The organism is Patiriisocius sp. Uisw_047, assembly GCF_047730165.1.
Taxonomy (GTDB): domain Bacteria; phylum Bacteroidota; class Bacteroidia; order Flavobacteriales; family Flavobacteriaceae; genus Patiriisocius.
Map to the genome: position 1 here is coordinate 2036664 of NZ_CP159834.1, position 18959 is coordinate 2055622.

Annotated in this window: 16 protein-coding genes and 1 tRNA gene; 3 read left to right on the forward strand and 14 right to left on the reverse strand. The window is 37.9% G+C overall.

Going from position 1 to position 18959, the window contains the following annotated elements; translation table 11 throughout:
* Positions 1-2 precede the first annotated feature (2 nt).
* Positions 3-1217 (reverse strand): RsmB/NOP family class I SAM-dependent RNA methyltransferase, encoded by a 1215-nt coding sequence (locus tag ABXT71_RS08965; RefSeq protein ID WP_415370983.1) that lies wholly within the window; start codon positions 1215-1217, stop codon positions 3-5.
* A gap of 69 nt (positions 1218-1286) precedes the next feature.
* On the opposite strand from ABXT71_RS08965, the gene ABXT71_RS08970 reads away from it, so the two are divergent.
* Positions 1287-2327 carry a WD40/YVTN/BNR-like repeat-containing protein gene (locus ABXT71_RS08970; protein WP_415370984.1) on the forward strand — a complete coding sequence of 347 codons (1041 nt, stop codon included), beginning with the start codon at positions 1287-1289 and terminating at the stop codon, positions 2325-2327.
* A 670-nt stretch (positions 2328-2997) separates the two neighbouring features.
* On the opposite strand, the gene ABXT71_RS08975 is transcribed toward ABXT71_RS08970, so the two are convergent.
* On the reverse strand, positions 2998-4239 hold the full coding sequence (locus ABXT71_RS08975; protein ID WP_415370985.1) for an ABC transporter permease: 1242 nt from the start codon (positions 4237-4239) through the stop codon (positions 2998-3000).
* 188 nt (positions 4240-4427) lie between these two features.
* Here ABXT71_RS08975 and hisS point away from each other — a divergent pair, with 188 nt between their 5' ends.
* Positions 4428-5798, forward strand: a complete 1371-nt coding sequence (hisS, locus tag ABXT71_RS08980) for a histidine--tRNA ligase (RefSeq protein WP_415370986.1) — start codon at positions 4428-4430, stop codon at positions 5796-5798.
* A 104-nt stretch (positions 5799-5902) separates the two neighbouring features.
* On the opposite strand, the gene ABXT71_RS08985 is transcribed toward hisS, so the two are convergent.
* The 12 genes from ABXT71_RS08985 to ABXT71_RS09040 form a co-directional block, all read right to left on the reverse strand.
* Positions 5903-6160: a GIY-YIG nuclease family protein gene (locus ABXT71_RS08985; protein WP_415370987.1), complete on the reverse strand. Its 258-nt coding sequence runs from the start codon at positions 6158-6160 to the stop codon at positions 5903-5905.
* Between the two features lie 36 nt (positions 6161-6196).
* Positions 6197-6270 (reverse strand) — tRNA-Met (locus ABXT71_RS08990).
* Between the two features lie 116 nt (positions 6271-6386).
* Positions 6387-8117: a sodium:solute symporter gene (locus tag ABXT71_RS08995; RefSeq protein ID WP_415370988.1), complete on the reverse strand. Its 1731-nt coding sequence runs from the start codon at positions 8115-8117 to the stop codon at positions 6387-6389.
* Between the two features lie 144 nt (positions 8118-8261).
* A complete protein-coding gene (locus ABXT71_RS09000; RefSeq protein WP_415370989.1) occupies positions 8262-10751 on the reverse strand; it encodes a PIG-L family deacetylase in 2490 nt (829 codons plus the stop codon).
* 54 nt (positions 10752-10805) lie between these two features.
* Positions 10806-11147 (reverse strand): mechanosensitive ion channel domain-containing protein, encoded by a 342-nt coding sequence (locus ABXT71_RS09005; protein WP_415370990.1) that lies wholly within the window; start codon positions 11145-11147, stop codon positions 10806-10808.
* Between the two features lie 255 nt (positions 11148-11402).
* Positions 11403-11993, reverse strand: a complete 591-nt coding sequence (locus ABXT71_RS09010) for a Maf family nucleotide pyrophosphatase (protein ID WP_415370991.1) — start codon at positions 11991-11993, stop codon at positions 11403-11405.
* 82 nt (positions 11994-12075) lie between these two features.
* Positions 12076-12681, reverse strand: coding sequence for a GNAT family N-acetyltransferase (locus ABXT71_RS09015; protein ID WP_415370992.1), 606 nt, complete (start codon positions 12679-12681; stop codon positions 12076-12078).
* Positions 12659-13591, reverse strand: a complete 933-nt coding sequence (locus tag ABXT71_RS09020; RefSeq protein WP_415370993.1) for a geranylgeranylglycerol-phosphate geranylgeranyltransferase — start codon at positions 13589-13591, stop codon at positions 12659-12661. The genes ABXT71_RS09015 and ABXT71_RS09020 overlap by 23 nt, the downstream gene beginning before the upstream one ends.
* A 68-nt stretch (positions 13592-13659) precedes the next feature.
* Entirely contained in the window at positions 13660-14163 is a 504-nt protein-coding gene (locus tag ABXT71_RS09025; protein WP_415370994.1) for a hypothetical protein, read from the reverse strand.
* A gap of 42 nt (positions 14164-14205) precedes the next feature.
* Positions 14206-14739, reverse strand: coding sequence for a KdsC family phosphatase (locus ABXT71_RS09030; RefSeq protein ID WP_415370995.1), 534 nt, complete (start codon positions 14737-14739; stop codon positions 14206-14208).
* Entirely contained in the window at positions 14723-14956 is a 234-nt protein-coding gene (locus ABXT71_RS09035; RefSeq protein WP_415370996.1) for a DUF2520 domain-containing protein, read from the reverse strand. Before ABXT71_RS09035 ends, ABXT71_RS09030 begins: the two co-directional genes overlap by 17 nt.
* Positions 14844-15500, reverse strand: coding sequence for a Rossmann-like and DUF2520 domain-containing protein (locus ABXT71_RS09040; protein WP_415370997.1), 657 nt, complete (start codon positions 15498-15500; stop codon positions 14844-14846). The genes ABXT71_RS09035 and ABXT71_RS09040 overlap by 113 nt, the downstream gene beginning before the upstream one ends.
* 118 nt (positions 15501-15618) lie before the next feature.
* On the opposite strand from ABXT71_RS09040, the gene ccsA reads away from it, so the two are divergent.
* A complete protein-coding gene (gene ccsA / locus ABXT71_RS09045; RefSeq protein WP_415370998.1) occupies positions 15619-18798 on the forward strand; it encodes a cytochrome c biogenesis protein CcsA in 3180 nt (1059 codons plus the stop codon).
* Positions 18799-18959 lie beyond the last annotated feature (161 nt).

An 18959-nucleotide genomic window follows, 5' to 3' on the forward strand; every position in this document is an offset into this window, starting at 1 on the left:
TACTACTTCTTTTTTCTCTTCATAAGTGCCATGTAAAAACCGTCAAAACCGGTGGCACTAGGGGAAACTTTATTTTCTTTCTTAATTTCGAAAGTAGCACCTTCTTCAGAAGCAAGAAACTCCTTTACTTGTAACTCATTTTCTGAAGGTAAAATAGAACAAGTTGCGTACATAAATTCGCCATCCTCTTTAACCATTTTTGAATAATCACGTAAAAGCTGTTGCTGTAGTGTACGGATTCTATCTAAAAAGTCTGGCTGCATTTTCCACTTGGTATCTGGGTTTCTTTTAAGAACACCTAATCCTGAGCAAGGCGCATCTATTAATACCTTGTCTGCTGTACCGTGTAGTTTTTTGATCACTTTTGTCGTGTCAATAACTCGGGTTTCTATGTTAAAAGCACCATTACGTTTTGCACGTCTTTTGAGTTCTTTTAATTTGCTTTCGTAGATATCTAGCGAAATCAGTTGTCCTTTATTCTCCATCATCTCTGCAATATGTAGACTTTTCCCTCCGGCACCTGCACAGGCATCTATGATGCGCTGTCCTGGCTTAGCATCTAGCATAATTGCTACTTTTTGCGAATTTGCATCCTGTACTTCAAACCAGCCATTTTTAAAAGCATCTGTTGTAAATACATTTGAGCGTTCTTTTAAAACGAGTGCATTAGGGACTCCTTTGGCGGCGGTGGTTTCTACATCTAAATCTGCTAATTGATTTTTAACCTCTAGAACGTTAGACTTTAGCGTGTTAACTCTTAATACCACTGGTGCTAATTGGTTTAATGCAGCTAATTCTTTATCCCATTTTTTACCGAGTTCTTTTGATCCTACTTCGTCTAACCAATCTGGAATAGACTCGCGTATTTTTCTAATTTTTGATAATTCGTCAAATCTACCTTTGATGCGTCGTGTAGGGGTGCTTTCAAATTGTGGCCAATCTGGAATTTTAATTCCGCGTAATGTCGCCCAAACCGTAAATAAACGGAAAAGATTAGTACGGTCAAATGGTTCGTTTACATCTGCAATTTCTGCATACAATCGCTTCCATCGCACAATGTCGTAGGTTGTTTCTGCAATAAATCCTCTGTCTCTGGAGCCCCAACGTTTATCAAGTTTAAGGGTGTTTTTTAAAACTTTATCAGCTTGCTTTCCTTCATTAAAAATAAGGTGAAGCGAGTCAATGGTTGCAAATACCAGATTGCGGTGTAATCTCATAGTTTAAATTAAGCCGCAAAGGTAATCATTCACTAGTTTCTTTTGTTATTTTTGAGTAAAATTATGATCATGAAATACTTGCTTTATTTATTGTTTGTTGGGTGTGCGATTTCCTGCCTAAACTCCAAAGATGTTCCATTTTCAGAAGTGAAAATTATACCTGTCTTTACTGATAGTTTGAGTATTCGTGCCATTGTGCCAATGGATGAAAATACCGTTTGGTTTGCTGCCAACAGGGGTGTTGTAGGGCTTATAGATGGAACAACACCTAAACTAGCTACTATAAAATACCAAGATTCCATCTTGAATTTTAGAGCAATTTCAAAAACAGCGACATCAGTATTTGTGCTGAGTATAGAAACCCCAGCGGTCTTATACAAAATAGACCACATAAATAAGGGGGTTACAAAAATGACCGAAGTATATGTTGAAGAAAATAAAAAGGTATTTTACGATTCTATGGCGTTCTTCGATGAGAATGAGGGTATCGCTATGGGTGACCCTACTGATACGTGTCTATCTATAATTAAAACCACAGACGGAGGAAAAACTTGGCAAAAACTTTCTTGTGAGATCTTGCCAGAAGTACATGAAGGCGAAGCGGCTTTTGCCGCTAGTAACAGTAACATAGCAATCTATAACGATCATGTATGGATGGTAAGTGGCGGAAAAAAGGCGAGAGTATTTCATAGTAAAAATAAAGGAGCAACTTGGGAAGTGTATAATACACCTATCATACAAGGCCAAACGATGACCGGTATTTACAGCGTCGATTTTTATGATGAAAATCTAGGGGTGATTTTTGGTGGTAATTGGGAGGATAAAGATTTTAATGAAGGAAATAAAGCTATTACCGAGGACGGAGGGAAAACCTGGCAACTGCTCAGTAATGGCAGAGGGCCAGGATATCGTTCTTCGGTGAAATTTGTGCCGGGAACTAAAGGTCATGGATTAATAGCTGTTGGGAGTCCTGGGATTTCGTATTCCTCAAATAGAGGTATAGACTGGTCAGACCTAAGTGACCAAGGATTTTATGCGCTAGAGTTTGTGAATGACTCTGTTGCCTTCGCAAGTGGAAATAATATCATTGCAAAGCTGGTCTTCAAATAATCAAGTAACACTATTAGATATTTAGACATTTCTTTTTCCAAGTCAAAACAAGGTTTAGAGTAGATGATCAATTTTTATCCACATGTGGTGGATAAACGTTATTTAGTCGGTTAAAATGTTAAAAAAGGAGATAAAGCGCTATAATTTTTGTCTTGTAGGAATAAACCCACTATCTTTGCTATGTATGTTTTATTTACGATGACTGGCTTATTTCTTAATAAATCAGATTATCAAAATTACGGGCTTAGCGGGGGCTAGCCCGTTTTTTTAATACGAAAATCTAAAAGTTTACTTTTAACATCTCTGAGGTTTTTTTAAATAAAAAGGGATAAATCACGATTAAAAACATATAAATAAGATAAAGAGCGCTAAATATTTGTGAGATACTTTTGTCTCATATATATTTGTTGTGTAACTAACCTACTATTGTGTTAAGGTCCCCATATCTTAACCCATTCAACTAAAAAAGAACAGAGCCCCCGCCTGTTCTTTTTTTTGTGTTTAATGTTTAATTCAGGTACGTAGCGTTTTCATACTATTTGAAGTCACTTGAGCCAAGCTTCCTATAAAGCTATAGAAGGCATATTCAGAAAAGTCTTAAAATGGTACGATCAATTTGGTCATAAAATTCGAAAAACTTGTTTTCGCCAAATGCTAATGTCTACTAAGGTCACTCATATCTCAAACTCTCAATAGGATCAAGTTTCGCAGCTTTTGTAGCAGGGTAGGCCCCAGCAGCAAGTGCCACTAGAAAGGTTACAATGGTAGCGTAAATCATCGCTCCTACGGGAAGCTCAAAGTCAGTATCAAAACCATAGGCAAGTGCGCCTATCGTTAATAGTCCTAAAAGAATTCCTAAAAGACTCCCCAGCTGTCCAATAACAATGGTCTCGATTAAAAATTGTAATGATATGGTCGATCGTTTTGCCCCTAAGGCTTTACGTACCCCTATTTCTCTTGTGCGTTCTGTAACTGAAACTAGCATTATATTCATTAAGGCAATGGAAGATCCTAGTATCGTTACCGTACTAATGATTATTGCGGCTAAATTTAAATAACCACTTATTTCTGCCACTTGATTTAACAGATCATCACTGCGCACAATCCCAAAGTTGTTATCATCCAGTGGACTCAAACGTCTTATATTACGTAGGGTGATGATGGCCTCATCCTGTGCTTGATCCATAAGCTCGTTATCATCTACCTTAACACTTATATTGTAATTAATATTTGGCTGGGTAAACATCCCGCGCGCTACTTGAATAGGAATCATAACCCTCAAATCTTGGTTATTTCCAAAAGTGGAACCCTTAGATTCTAGTACGCCAATTACCTTAAATTTGGCACCACGAATGGTTATTGTTTTGTCCAATGGCGCGTCGTTCTTAAATAATGATTTTAAGAAATCACTCCCAATAAGACATACTTTAGTGTTATTCTCTACATCAAACTTGGTGAAGTTTCTTCCTTCTTCTACCTTAATACCAGAGTTTTCTAAAAAATTCTCATTCACCCCAAGTACTTGCACTTCCGGATCGGTTTTTTCATTTTCAAATTTAACTTCAGCAAAACCAGTTCCTGTGAAGGACACAGATGTTTGCGCCGTTGGAAACTGATATAAGTCGGTAAACTCACGAACATCATTGTAGCTAATAATAGGGTTTACTTTCCTTTTTTCCCCTCCACGATTTGAATTAAAAGAAAAGTCATAGCGCTGTATATTAAAGGTGTTTGCTCCCATAGAGGCAAAATTACCCGCGATATTATCAGATAAAACATTAACGAGACCCAGAATCCCTACAAGTGCCCAGATCCCTATTCCTATAATCACCACAGTTAAGATAGTTCTTAGCATCTGGCTGCGTATAGAATCGAGTGCGATACGCACATTCTCTCTGAAAAGTGAAAACATAAAGGTGGTTATTTTGATATATAAGACTGTATTTGGCTCTGAAAGTTACATCAAAATCATTTATTTAAAATATTTTCTCACTTCGGAAATGTACCAACCTCGATATCTCCTTAAATTTTAGGATATTTGCCATAAGAATTAGAATTTGAGCAAGAAACTAGAAACACTAAACTATAAATTCCTCCCTTTTGTCAAAAAAACCAAGCATCCCTAAAGGAACCAGAGATTTTTCTCCAGCCGAAGTTGTAAAACGCACCTATATTATGGACACCATAAAAAGGAGTTTTATGCAATTTGGGTTTCAGCCTATCGAAACTCCTAGTTTTGAGAACAGCGATACCCTAATGGGAAAATACGGAGAAGAAGGAGATCGTCTTATTTTTAAGATATTGAATAGTGGTGATTACTTGAAGAAGGTAGATGACACGCTATTCTCTGAAAAAGACAGCGGTAAAATGACGGCTAAAATTTCAGAAAAAGCCCTTCGTTATGACTTAACCGTACCCTTCGCACGTTACGTTGTACAACACCAAAACGAGATTACTTTCCCCTTTAAACGATATCAGATTCAGCCTGTTTGGCGTGCAGACAGACCACAGAAAGGACGCTTTAGAGAGTTTTTTCAATGTGATGCAGATGTGGTAGGGAGCAAGTCTTTATGGCAAGAAGTAGAGTTGGTGCAATTATATGACACCGTATTTACTGCTTTAGATTTAAAAGGAGCGACCATAAAAATGAATAACCGCAAAATTTTAAGCGGTATCGCAGAGGTAATAGGCGCACAAGATAAATTAATTGACTTCACTGTAGCATTAGATAAATTAGATAAGATAGGGGAGGAAGGTGTTAAAAATGAGATGCGAGAAAAAGGCATTACAGAAGACGCCATAGAAAAACTACGGCCACTCTTTTCATTTACAGGAACAGCAAGTGAGAAGCTTTTGAGCCTAGAAACAATGTTAGCAAATTCTGAGACTGGACAAAAGGGTATTGAGGAGCTGCGTTTTATCGTTGATAATATTTCAGAATTAAAATTACAGAGTGCACATCTTGAAATAGATGTGACGCTGGCAAGAGGGCTTAATTATTACACAGGCGCTATTTTTGAAGTTGCAGCTCCAGAAGGTGTTGCGATGGGGAGCATAGGTGGCGGTGGGCGTTATGATGATCTTACCGGCATCTTTGGAATGAAAGATGTCAGTGGTGTAGGTGTCTCTTTTGGTCTTGATAGAATTTATCTCGTGATAGAAGAGTTAGGCTTGTTTCCAGATACAGTTTCGGCAAACACAAAAGTATTGTTTATTAATTTTGGAGAAAAAGAAGCATTGTATGCGATGCAAGCGATTTCACAGTTGCGTACTAATGGCATGGCTGCAGAGCTTTATCCAGATAATGCTAAAATGGGCAAACAAATGGGCTATGCAGACAAGCGAGACATCAGGTTTGCGGTATTGGCAGGAGATAATGAAATGGCAGCTGGTAATTACACTTTAAAGAATATGAAATCTGGCGAACAAGAAACGCTAGATTTTAACGGACTTTTAAATAGATTAAAATAAATTACATAAAAAAGTCCCTAATAAAATTAGGGACTTTGTAGCGAGAACGGGACTTGAACCCATGTCCGCCTCTTCGGCGGATATGAATTCTCCACGTGTTATAGTTATTTTAGCAATTCTTGAATCAGAATGTCTTTGTATCTTCTTCCTGATCCTGTTTTAAACCATTTTTCTCTTTTCATTGCTTCATTCTTCGTACTAAAGAACTCCATGTGTGCCACCTCCCAGGTTCTATACCTACGAGTCCATCCTTTGGTAGCTAAAGTATTATGTGAATGAAATCGCGAAACTATATTTGAAGTACAACCTATATAGGTCTTCTCATATTTTCTTGAGTATAATATATAAACAACGTGTTCCATAAATAAAAAAAGTCCCTAATAAAATTAGGGACTTTGTAGCGAGAACGGGACTTGAACCCGTGACCTCCGGGTTATGAATCCGACGCTCTAACCACCTGAGCTACCTCGCCAAATTTGCTAAACATTTATTTTAGCGGCTGCAAATATAACAACTTAAAATACGGTTGCAAAAAAGAATTCATATTTTATTCACTTGTTTTTAGGTTTACTTTTTGATGTGAAAAACTTAAACCAAAACCTTCTGCTTTTCCTTGTCTTTTCCTCCGCCTCCAACAAGAACCTGCAATACTATTGCTATTGCGATCACGGTCACACAACCCACAAAGTTTAACCATAAATAAGGGAGGTTAATCACATCATTTTTGTCCATAAGGAATAATGCAATCACTAAGGCTTGGTTTAATAAAGCTGCAATAAACACAGCACGACTCTTTACATACTTGAAAAAGAAAGCGAGCAGGAACACACCTAGGATATTTCCGTAGAAGATAGAGCCTATGATGTTTACAAGCTGAATCAGGTTGTCAAATAGATTTGCAAAACATGCAATAAGAATGGCGATCACTCCCCAAAGCAACGTAAACCATTTACTCATATTCACATAGTGTTTTTCTTTCCTGCCTTGGTTATTGCGTTTGTATAAATCTATCGCTGTAGTCGAGCCCAGAGCATTGAGTTCTGACGCTGTTGAGGACATTGCTGCACTTAGTATCACGGCGAGTAATAAGCCTATTAATCCCGTAGGCAGATTATTTAAAATGAAGTGAATAAACACATAATCTTTATCGTTGGTCTCCGCATCTGGAACAGCTTTTTTAATTAAAGCTTTAGATGCTACTCGTAACGCCGTTTCAGACTCATTGAGTATTTTTATTTCGCCAAGCAATTGTTGTGAAATGGTTTCATCTTGTGCCCGTGAAAAACTAATTTGTTTGCTTTTTATCTGCTCTTCTAAAACTTTTTTTTGAGCCTCTAATGCTTCATAATCTCCTGCGTATTCCGTCTGCATAATGCTCTTTACTGCAGTAGGGTTAAAATGTAATGGCGAACTGTTAAACTGATAGAACACAAAAACCATTACCCCAATTAAGAGAATAAAAAACTGCATCGGTACTTTTAAGATTCCATTGAAAATAAGACCGCGTTGCATTTCTTTAATAGACTTTCCAGAGAGATAGCGCTGCACTTGGCTTTGGTCTGTTCCAAAGTAGGAGAGTGCTAAAAAGGTTCCCCCTATGATTCCACTCCAGAAGGTATATCTGTTTTCAAAATCAAAAGAAAAATCTAAGACATCCAGCTTTCCATTGGCACCGGCGATTTCCAGCGCTTTGCCAAAGTTAACATCTAAAGGCAGAAAATTCAGGATCATTAAAAAAGCAAAAAACATCCCAGCAAAAATGACAATCATCTGTTGCTTTTGGGTAACACTTACTGCTTTGGTTCCGCCGCTAACGGTATAGATAATTACTAAAACACCAATAATAATATTGAGCTGCACTAAATCCCAGCCTAACACGGCAGACAAGATAATGGAAGGTGCAAAAATGGTAATCCCTGCCGCAAGACCACGCTGTATTAAGAATAAGATAGCGGTGAGGGTTCTTGTTTTTAAATCAAAACGTGTTTCTAGATATTCATAGGCTGTAAAAACATTGAGCCTGTGGTAGATAGGAATAAACACGAGGCAAATCACCACCATGGCAATAGGAAGTCCAAAATAAAACTGCACAAAACCCATCCCGTCGTGGAAGGCTTGTCCTGGGGTTGATAAGAAGGTGATAGCACTGGCTTGTGTAGCCATTACACTGAGCCCAATAGTCCACCAGCGTGCATTACTACCGCCTTTTAGGTAGTCCGTAACGTTCGTGTTTTTTCTAGTTTTATAGGTCCCATATAATACGATAAAGACCAAAGTCCCAATGAGAATATACCAATCTAAAGCTTCTAATTTATTCATTCTAGTTTACAATTGGTAAGCGTTCATCAAATAATAAAAGCACACGATATATGCTGCGTTGATTAACAACACTACCAAGTATTTCCATTTCCAGACAAATTTCTGACTCACTTCGTTTACAATATCGTCTTTTTCATTAAGCATTTATTCTATGGATAAAAGGTTCGCAAATAATCTATAGGCCCCTGGAACACCGGCGGGTAATTCTCTAAAAAAGCTGAGTCCAGTGTAAATATAATGCCCTTTTCCGAAGGAAGCAACTAACAAAGATCCCTCTGTTTGAGGATAATCTTTATCGTGCATTCCTAGAATAGGGGTGAAGGCATCGTCCCATTCATTGGGAAAGTAGAGTCCGCGCTCTTGCACCCATCCTTTAAAATCTTCTTGCGAAATCTTGTTAGGAGTATTCAAAACGGAATGTTTCGGAGCAAGAAAATCTACTTGCGAAAACTCATCTGTCACACGATCCCTAGAAAGCTTCAGCGAGAACGGAGCAATGTCTTGCGTCTTCATTCTATGCGACGTGTTATATTGTAACAACAGCGTCCCACCTTGCTCGACATATTTGTTGAGTTCATCTTGCTTAAAAGCAAGTTCTTCCACCGTATTATAAGCTCTAATTCCCATCACCACCGCATCATATTTTTTAAGGTTTACTACTGAAATATCTGTGGGTTCGATTGTAGTGACGGTATACCCTATTTGGCGAAGGCTTTCAGGAATAGCATCTCCGGCACCGTTTATATAGCCTATTAGCTCTCCTTTTTTCTTGATGTTTAATCGAGCCACTTTTGCTTTTGATGGAAGCAAGACACTTTGATATGGAATATGATCATAATCTATGGTCACCAACTCTTTGGTGTAAAAACGATCTCCCACAACGGCCAAGGGTTCTAAATACCCTTCACTCTGGTTCTCTGGGGGTGTTACCATAAAGACAACCGTTTGTTCTTCGCCTTTTCTTGTAAGCATAAAAGACTGCTGTGCTGGGCTTACCATCCATCCTTCTGGTTTTCCTAGTTGTACAAAACCATTTATAGAATCCCTTCCTGCTCTTACTTTTACAGCGATTTGTCTCGCATCGCTAGACGCAAAAATTAAGACCTTGTCTGCAATGCTTGTGCTTACTTCTGGTACAAGCTCTAAGGGCTGATATACCTCACCATCTACTGGGTCATTATACTTATAAATTACATTTCGAGTAATAGGAAGCGTCATTCTTCTGTATTGAAGATTGAAAACTACTTGCTCCTGTACCGGTGTTTCTGGCAAACCAATAAGCTCTTCTTTCACCTTATACATACCAAGGCTTCCTTCTTCTTGCAACCAGTATGGCGCTGAAGTAGCGGTCGCTTTACTCACCATTTCGGATGGATAATTAAATTTTTTATTTTGTGTAAGCGGTTCATTCATTACCAAAATAACGCTACCGTCGTTTGCTCGAATGCTCTGTAGATTAAAAGGCACACTACCTCGATTTACAGCTTCAAAAGTAACATTATATCTTCCTTTTGTATTGATTGATTGCGTGTCTGCCACTGCCTCTATATACAAGCCGCTGCAGTCTATAATAAGTTGTTCTATTTGACTCAACTTAATGGCACGCCAGTGTGTGTCTTCGAGGTTGGATATCAACTGGTACGCCTGCATTAATGATCCAACCATAGTTGATGGATTCTTAAAATCAAAGTTTTGTTCAAGTTGGGTCAAGATGGCGCCAATAGCTTTGCCACCTACTAATCGAGACCAAGTAGTATTGATACCGCTAAATGGATTTGTTTTTTCCTGCGGAAATACTCCTTTTAAAAACTCTAGGTATTCTGTTTCATTCCCTCGTGATCCAGTACTTCCAAAACCTTGCGATTTGTGCATGCTTCTACTTAAGGAGGCTATTTCTCCATTACTGAGTCCTAAAGCAGGGTAGTAGTTTCCAGTTTCTACTTCTATTAAATTTGTTTTATCTGCTTTTTCAAAATTCTCTCGGCTGCCATAAAACCACCAAGAGGTATTCATAAACAAGCGTGTAGGCTGCCAAGCGCCAAAGGTAGCAGCTGAAGTAGGGAACTTTGCAGCATTTCCGACGAGATCAAAAGCATCAAAGCCCAACATCGCAGAAGAGGTATGATGTCCATGGGTTTGTCCTGGTGTTCTGTGGTCAAAACGATTGATAATAATGTCTGGCTTAAACTGGCGGATCGCTCGCACCACATCGCTTAATACTTCATCTTTCTCCCAAATTGCTAAAGTTTCATCTGGATGTTTAGAATACCCAAAGTCGTTCGCACGCGTGAATAGCTGGCTTCCGCCATCAGTGCGGCGGGCTGCTAATAATTCTTGGGTGCGAATCACTCCTAAAAGCTCTCTAATTTCTGGCCCTACAAGATTTTGGCCTCCATCGCCACGCGTTAATGATAGGTAGGCTGTGCGTGCGTGAATATCATTTGCTAAATAAGAAATAAGTCGCGTGTTCTCATCATCTGGATGCGCGGCAATATAGAGCGCAGAACCAATAAAATTGAGATTCTGTAGTTCGTGGTATATTTCTGAAGCAGTAGGTTTCTGAGGTTGCTGTGCTACTAGGGAAGTGGCGCTCACTAAAAGGATTAGGAGGCCTGCCGAAATTTTTTGAATCATTTTTGTAATTTAGCTAAACAACCCAAAGATACCAAAAACAACATGTAAAAAAGCTTAATCTAAAGATTGTTCTTTTACATTTTTATCATCGGCAAGATCCTCTATTTTCTCTCCGTGATTAATAAGAATATCTACCAGGTCAATTTCTTCAGGCTTTAAAACACTCACTCCTTTTTGTAACATTAAACTGTTAGGATTGGTAACCATTTCGCCCAAGGTTGTTCTGATGGTTACTTGGAAGGTTTTGATGTCTTCTATGGTGCCTTGATAGTCGTACTCTTTGTCAAGAATCTTTATATAGTCTCCTATTTTATGCGGAAATATAAGGAATATAATAATCCCATTAGTAATGTTACTAAGGATAGCCCATTGTGCGAAAAAACCAATCCCAATCACCGCAAAGACAGATAATAAGACTGAACTAAAATCTGTAAATTGAACTCCTCAGATTAAAAAGAGTCCTAAATTATCAGAAAAATAGTCGAAAAATTAATGTGTTTTAGAATAAGACCTATACGACGTTCTAGGTGCTCAATTTTTCTAGCAAAACGTTTGGTTAAATGTATGAGTAATGACCGAAGGAGGAAAAAAAAACAGCAGCACAATCACTGTTTTTACTGTGTTTAATTCAAAAGATGTTAAATGCATATTCTAGTTATTATTTGCTATTGCTATTAATCCCTCATATACCTTACGTGTAGGTAATCCCATTACATTAAAGAAACACCCTTCTATTTTTTCAATCCCTATATATCCTAACCAGTCTTGAATCCCGTAGCTACCTGCTTTGTCAAAAGGGATGCAGGTAGTTATATAAAAAGTAATCTCTTCATTAGTTAACTTTTTAAACCAGACCTTGGTCGTATCGTTCACTGTAGTTTGCCCCGCTGCAGTAGTAAAAGTAACGGAGGTAAATACCTCGTGCATAGCATTGCTTAAAGAGCGAAGCATGCGGGTAGCATCTTCTGCATCTTTGGGTTTCCCAATGGCCTTGCCATCTTTCCAGACAATCGTGTCGCTGGTGACTATAATTTCTTTTTCTGAAATATTCTGAAACGCATTCGCCTTTAGCTGCGATAGATAATCTGTAATGGCTTCACGTTTCAAGCTGTCATCAAATACTTCTTCCACCTCACGAACATCAATGGTAAAATCGATATCGAGCTTGGTAAAAAAGTCTTGCCTTCTAGGAGACCCTGAAGCTAGGATGATTTTGTGCTTTTTTAATTTTTCTTTTAGCATAAATTATTCAAATGTTTAACTGAATCCTCAGCGTTACTTTGTGGCATAGTTATTACGCTAAGATACATAGAGAAATTGCGCTTTAATTTTCTAGATTAACTTTTTCTTCTAATGTTTTCTTAACTCTACCAAACCACTCCTCCTTCAAGATACTCAATACAATACTATCTCTTCTTCCTTTGGGTGCGGCACAGTTAGAACGCAAAATGCCTTCTTCTTTACAGCCTATACTTTTCATTGCTACGATGCTTTTTTGGTTTGCCGCATCTGCCCTAAATTCTACGCGCTCCACACCCAAAAGTTCGAATGCAAAAGTAAGCATCAAGAGCTTACAGTTTTTATTTAATCCGGTTCCTTGAAAATGGCTGCCGTACCAGGTATATCCTAATTGCACCGTGTTATGTTGCGGCTGGATATCATAAAAACGAGTGCTGCCAGCATAATGCCCAGAAGCTTTATCAAACACGATAAACGGAAAACTATGTCCTGATTCTTTCTTCTCAAAAGCAAAGTCAAGATATTTTGTCATATTCTTAACGCCATTTGCAGGTAATAAAGAATAGGCCCATAGAGTGGGTTCATTCATAGCAAATGGCATTAAATGTTCGCTGTCTTTTGGATCTAATGGCCGCAATAAGACGCGGTCATTTTCTAAGACTAGGTTTTTATTGAAGAGTGATTGATTCATAGTTTAATATTTCAGCATAAAAGATAAGAGAGCATATTCCTGATAGCATGATGAGTTTTAGTAGCAGCGATAAAATCTTAAAATCTTTTTCTCTTTCGGCACTAAAAGCGCGGATACAAAAGACTAGCAAAGGCCCACCGATAAGAAAGACAAAATAAAACGCCACAGTCATATATTGATACAGGTAGAAATAGGTGAATCCTAGGATCACAACAGTTGCTATAATACCCATCACAAAGGCTACATTTCTAGCACGTTTTCTTCCTATTGCAACTGCTAGTGTGTTTTTATCACCCTTTTGATCTCCGTTTACATCTTGGATATCTTTAACGATTTCGCGCATTAAGTTGATATAAAAAGCAAAACCTGCATAGAGTAAAATAGTTTTGGTTGCGAGCAATTGTGTATCTCGCTCTTGCTCGTTTAGCCCAGGGAAAACATCAAAAATAATAAGGATAATTAGCGAACTTGCCACTAAAAAAGACACTAGCACATTACCAAGCACCAATTTTCCTTTTAGTTGTGTTGCGTAGAAGTTCAGTAGGGCCGATATGATGATAAAGATAATCGCAAAGCTGGGTGTGCCAATAGCGTTAGCTACGTAAAACCCAGCGCAAACGCCAATAAAGGTGAGCGCTATGTATAAATAGTTGGCGGTTTTTTCTGAAACTTTTTGACCAACGATTACTTTTTTAGGTTTGTTAACCTTGTCAATTTCGATATCATTAATATCGTTGATTACGTTACCACCCGCCGCGATACAAACCGTTGCAATTACTAATGCAATGAAGCCATAGGTGTTTAGTCCTAGAGTAATATTTAATGGCTCGAGTAGTGCTAGTTTTACAACGCATTGCACGAGAATTAATAGAAGAAGGTTTATTGGTCTGAGGAGTTTAAAAATTGACATATATTACTATGGTATGAGTATTAGATATAGTTAGGATGTCTAGGCCACCATTTTGCTATTGCTTTTCTTTATTTGGGGCCAATCATATTCCAATATACTTCATAAAAATCTTTCTTTTTATTGTTTTTATTCTCAAAGAAGTCAGTAAATAAATTTGTTATGGCTTCTCTCTCCGCAGATGTTTCGCTTAATAAGTCTGTTTCGGTATCATCAAATACCATAACGGAAGCGTAAATTTGTTTCCTTTCTTCTAGTCCGTTTGTGAGTATTGTATATTCTTTGCCATTAGAAAACAAGTCTATCTTTTCCCACATTAAGATAGGATGCTTTCTGTTGCTTGGATAAATTTCTTTATTCCATTTCCCATACAAATCATACATTACTTTATGTGTATAAAACGATGAGTACACACATTCAAATCTTATTTCATTATATGAAGTAGTATCGTTACCGTTAATAACTAAATATTTTTCATTTAGTACCGCCGTATATTTATTTTTATAAATTTTCGGACACTTTACTTCTTGTTTTACATTTTGTGTTGAGGAACAACTCAAAATAAAAATAGACATAAAAATTATGTAACCGTTTCTCATAATTAGATGCAATTTGAGTTAATCATACTTCGCACTCGACTCTTCACCCTTCATCCAATTCCCTTGCACCTTGAGTACCTGTTCGATAATATCACGCACGCATCCTTTTCCGCCGTGTTTATGTGAAATGTAGGCACTAATGGCTTTAATTTCGGCAACGGCATCTTGAGGGCAGCAAGGTACGCCCACGTGTTGCATCACTTCATAATCTGGCAAATCATCCCCTACATATAGTATTTGATCTTTATAAAGATTGTGTGCAGTCATATACGCCTGAAGCACTTCTTTTTTTTTGTGAGTGCCAAGGTGGATGTCTGTAATTCCTAATCCGGAAAGTCGCTTGCGCACGCCTTCATTAGAGCCTCCAGAAATAACTAATACGTTGTACCCGCGATCTACGGCGGTCTTTAATGCGTATCCGTCTTTCACGTTCATGGTGCGGTACAATTCGCCGTTGGTTGTCACCTGCACGGTGCCGTCTGTTAAAACGCCATCTACGTCAAATACGAGTGTGTTTACCTTGTTGAGTAGTACTTTATAGCTTTCCTTCATTGGTTTTGTTATGGGTTTCTAAAATCGCTTTGGTGAGCAACGTATATATGTCTTTTTGTCGGTTGTCGGTCAGTTGGTTAAGATGTCTTGTGATCGTCTGCTGGTCATTCCGTTTTGCAGGACCAGTTTGTACCTCCTTTGGGGAGCGCGTTTCTATCTTTGCGGCCGTCTCTGTAATAAGCGGCTTTAAGAGCGTAAAATCGAGGCCCATGTTCATTCATTATTTCTTCTGAGATGTGATACAAATGATTTACAAAGTTATTGACAAACACAGCCGCGACGTGCATCTTAGTCCGTTCTTGGCTTGAGATCTCTGTTACGTTTTCTGAAATTGCAGCACCTAGTTTTTTTAAAAGCTCTAGATCATTTGCTTGTGCTGCTTCTACGCAAATAGGAATTTTATAAAAGGAAACTTCTGTGTCTTTAGAAAAAGTCTGTAAAGGATAAAAAACACCTTTTCTATTTTTGGAGTCTAGTACATCCATTAATACACTACCAGAAGTGTGGACGACAAGACTGTTTGTAAAAGGTATTTTTTCTGAAATATCTTGTATGTGATCATCTGGTACAGCGATAATGTAGCAATCTACTTTGGTGAGGTCACTTAGTGAATTAATGTAGTCAATACCCTCGTGCTTTTTGTTTAATGAAACAGCACTACGGGAGTATATCTGTGATATTTTTGCGCAAGCTGAACTCGTAAAGGCCTTCACTAAATGTGAGCCTACATTGCCATATCCTAAAATCGTGACGGTAATCATAAAACAAAAATACATATTTAAATAGTGTCACCTATTCGCTTCTACTTTAACTTATTTTTAGTCTATACTTGAAGACAAAACCATCACTTTTGATTATTTTTACAAAAAAAATAGCACGATGCAAAAGAAGTTAGCTTCCATCCTTTTTTCTACCAGATTAACAGGTACATTATTCATCGTTTTTGCTGTCGCAATGGCCGTCGGGACGTTTTTAGATGCATCCTCAGAAACTTCGCCAACTCCTTATTCTAGAGAGATTATATATAATGCGTGGTGGTTTGAGGCCATTATGGTAATCTTCATGATTAACTTTTTGGGTAATATGACGCGCTACAGTTTACACAAGCGCGAAAATTGGTCTACACTTTTAATACATCTCTCTTTTATATTAGTACTTCTTGGCGCTTTTGTTACAAGGTATATAGGCTATGAAGGCGTAGTACACATACGTGAAGGGGAAACTTCTAACGTTATGCTTTCTGAGCGTGTATATCTCAATGTTTTTGTTGATGGAGACTCTGCGGTAAACGGGCAAGCAATGCGAAGAAAATTACAACCTCGTAAGCTTAATTTAAGTGAACGCTTAGATAACAGTTTTGTCATTGAAGACAATTATTACCAGACTCCTTTTACGGTTGCATTTAAAGACTATATAAAAGGGGCAAAAGAAGGATTAGTGGAATCTGAAGAAGGTTCACAATACCTAAAAATTGTAGAAGCCGGTGACGGAAATCGCCACGACCATTATGTAGAGAATGGTACAGTGCAAAATATTCATAATATTCTTTTTGCAGTAAACAAGCCAACAGAGGGAGCAATAAATATTCAATACAATGAAGCCGATGGTTTTACTATAGCAGCCCCTTTTGACGGAACTTATATGCGAATGGCAGATAGGAAGCAGGGGACGGTTGTCAAAGATAGTGTGCAGCCTTTTGAGCTTAGATCGCTTTATCAAATGGCAGATATGGCCTTTGTAATTCCAGAGCCCATGATTACAGGAAAGCAGGGCATTATCAAAGCAACAACTGAAGAGGGTTCTAGCCAGGATGGATTGCTTCTAGACGTAACATCTGGAGGAGAAACAAAAACGGTAGAGTTGCTAGGAGGAAAAGGGTCAAGTTCGCCTCCTACAACTGTCACTGTGGGAGATCTTGATGTTATCTTGACGTATGGATCTAAAGAATACACCTTGCCTTTTGATATTACTTTAAATGATTTTATAGCTGATAAATATCCAGGTACAGAGAAAGGATATTCTGCTTTTAAAAGTATTGTGACGGTAACAGATAAAGATGGAAGTAGCAAAGATCAAGAGATTTTCATGAATAATGTGATGGATAAAGATGGCTATCGTTTTTTTCAGTCTGGTTTTGATCCAGATGAAAAAGGAACCATACTGGCTGTAAACCATGACAGATGGGGAACTTGGATTACTTACGCGGGATATACATTATTATATTTAGGATTAATGGCCATACTGTTTGATCCAAGATCGCGTTTTGGATTCTTAGAAAAACAATTGACTAAGATTAAAAGGAAAAAAGCTGCGATGACAGCGGTGTTGTTTATGTTTTTGAGCTTGGGATTGTCTGCGCAGGAAACTCCTAAAGAAAATCACGAAAATCATAATGCGATAATTACGATAGATAATGTAGATGAATTTTTTATAGAAAATGCGGTAGATAAAGAGCACGCTGCAAAGTTTGCAAAAATGGTGATTCAAGACGATGGTCGAATGAAGCCGGTAAATACTTTTGCAAGTGAGTTGCTGCGTAAAGTGAGTTCAGCTAATTCGTATGAAGGATTAGATGCAAATCAGGTATTTCTTTCTATGCTAGAATTCCCGAGAGAGTGGTCGCAAGCAGATTTGATTAAATTGAAAAGAGGGAATGATAGTATTCGTGCTATTTTAGGCGTAGAAATGGATGCGACTAGAATCTCGCTTTTAGATTTATTTGATCCTGTTACAGCACAATATAAGCTAGAACCTTATTTAGAGGCTGCTACAAGTACAAATATACCTAATCAGTTTCAGAAAGATTTTATTAAAGCACACGAGAGTTTTTATCTCTTAAACCAGGCCTTGAGTGGAAGTATATTAAAGATCTTTCCTAAGCCAAATGACGATAATAACAAATGGATTGCTGCGGCAGAATTAGGAGAATCAGGACTTAAAGGAAAAGATTCTTTGTTTGTGAGAAGCTACGTGCCGGCATATTTTGCAACACTCGCGCAAGCAAGAAAGACTGGAGATTATGAGCAAGCAGATAAAGTTCTGGATATACTTCATGAATTTCAGACTAAAAATGGAGCTAATGTACTACCATCAGAAAGCAAAATAGCCGCAGAGATATTTTACAATAAAGCAGACATTTTTAACCATTTATATAAGTTCTTCCTATTGGTTGGAGCCTTTATGTTCTTTTTCATCATCTACGGAATCTTTACAGAGAAGAAGTGGCTACAAAAAGCAATTAATATTTGTAAATATATTATGTGGGCATTCTTTGCCTTAATGACAGCAGGGCTTGCGCTACGTTGGTATATTAACGGTCACGCCCCTTGGAAAGATGCGTACGAATCTATTATTTATGTAGCTTGGGCAACTGTATTTTTTGGTCTTGCCTTTGGTCGTAAAAGTGATTTGACCATTGCTTCTACTGCGTTTGTGGCTAGTATTATATTATGGGTGGCTAGTAAAAGTTGGTTAGATCCTTCTATTGCTACATTACAGCCAGTGCTTGATAGCTATTGGTTAATGATTCACGTGGCGGTTATCGTAGCAAGTTATGGTCCATTTACGTTAGGAATGATATTAGGAATCACCTCTTTAGTACTCATTTTATTGACAAATGAGCGCAACTTTAAAAAGATGGATATTAACCTCAAAGAGTTAGCGGTAATCACAGAAATGGCACTTACCGTAGGTCTTGTAATGCTTACCATCGGAAATTTTCTGGGGGGACAATGGGCTAATGAAAGTTGGGGGCGTTATTGGGGTTGGGATCCAAAAGAAACTTGGGCATTAATAAGTATTATGGTCTACGCATTTGTGATTCACATGAGATTGATACCAGGATTACGTGGACGATGGGGCTTTAGTTTTGCCGCAATCGTATCCTACGCATCTATTATGATGACCTATTTTGGTGTGAACTTCTATCTAACAGGATTACATTCTTACGGTAAAGGAGATGTCCCTGCAACACCTACTTATGTGTTCATTATTTTAGTACTTATTACTGTGATCTCTGTAGCTTCTTGGTTTAAGTATAAGAAGTTTTATAGAAAATAGAGCAGTGGATGTAGGAAGTTTGTATACAGGCTTACACAATCAAAAGAAATAATAAAATTGATGAATAAAATTAGCTATAAAAAACAGGCATTCCGTTTTACAATATGGATTCTTATAACTAATCTCGTTACCTTTTTTGTTGCCTTCTATTTGACAGTAAG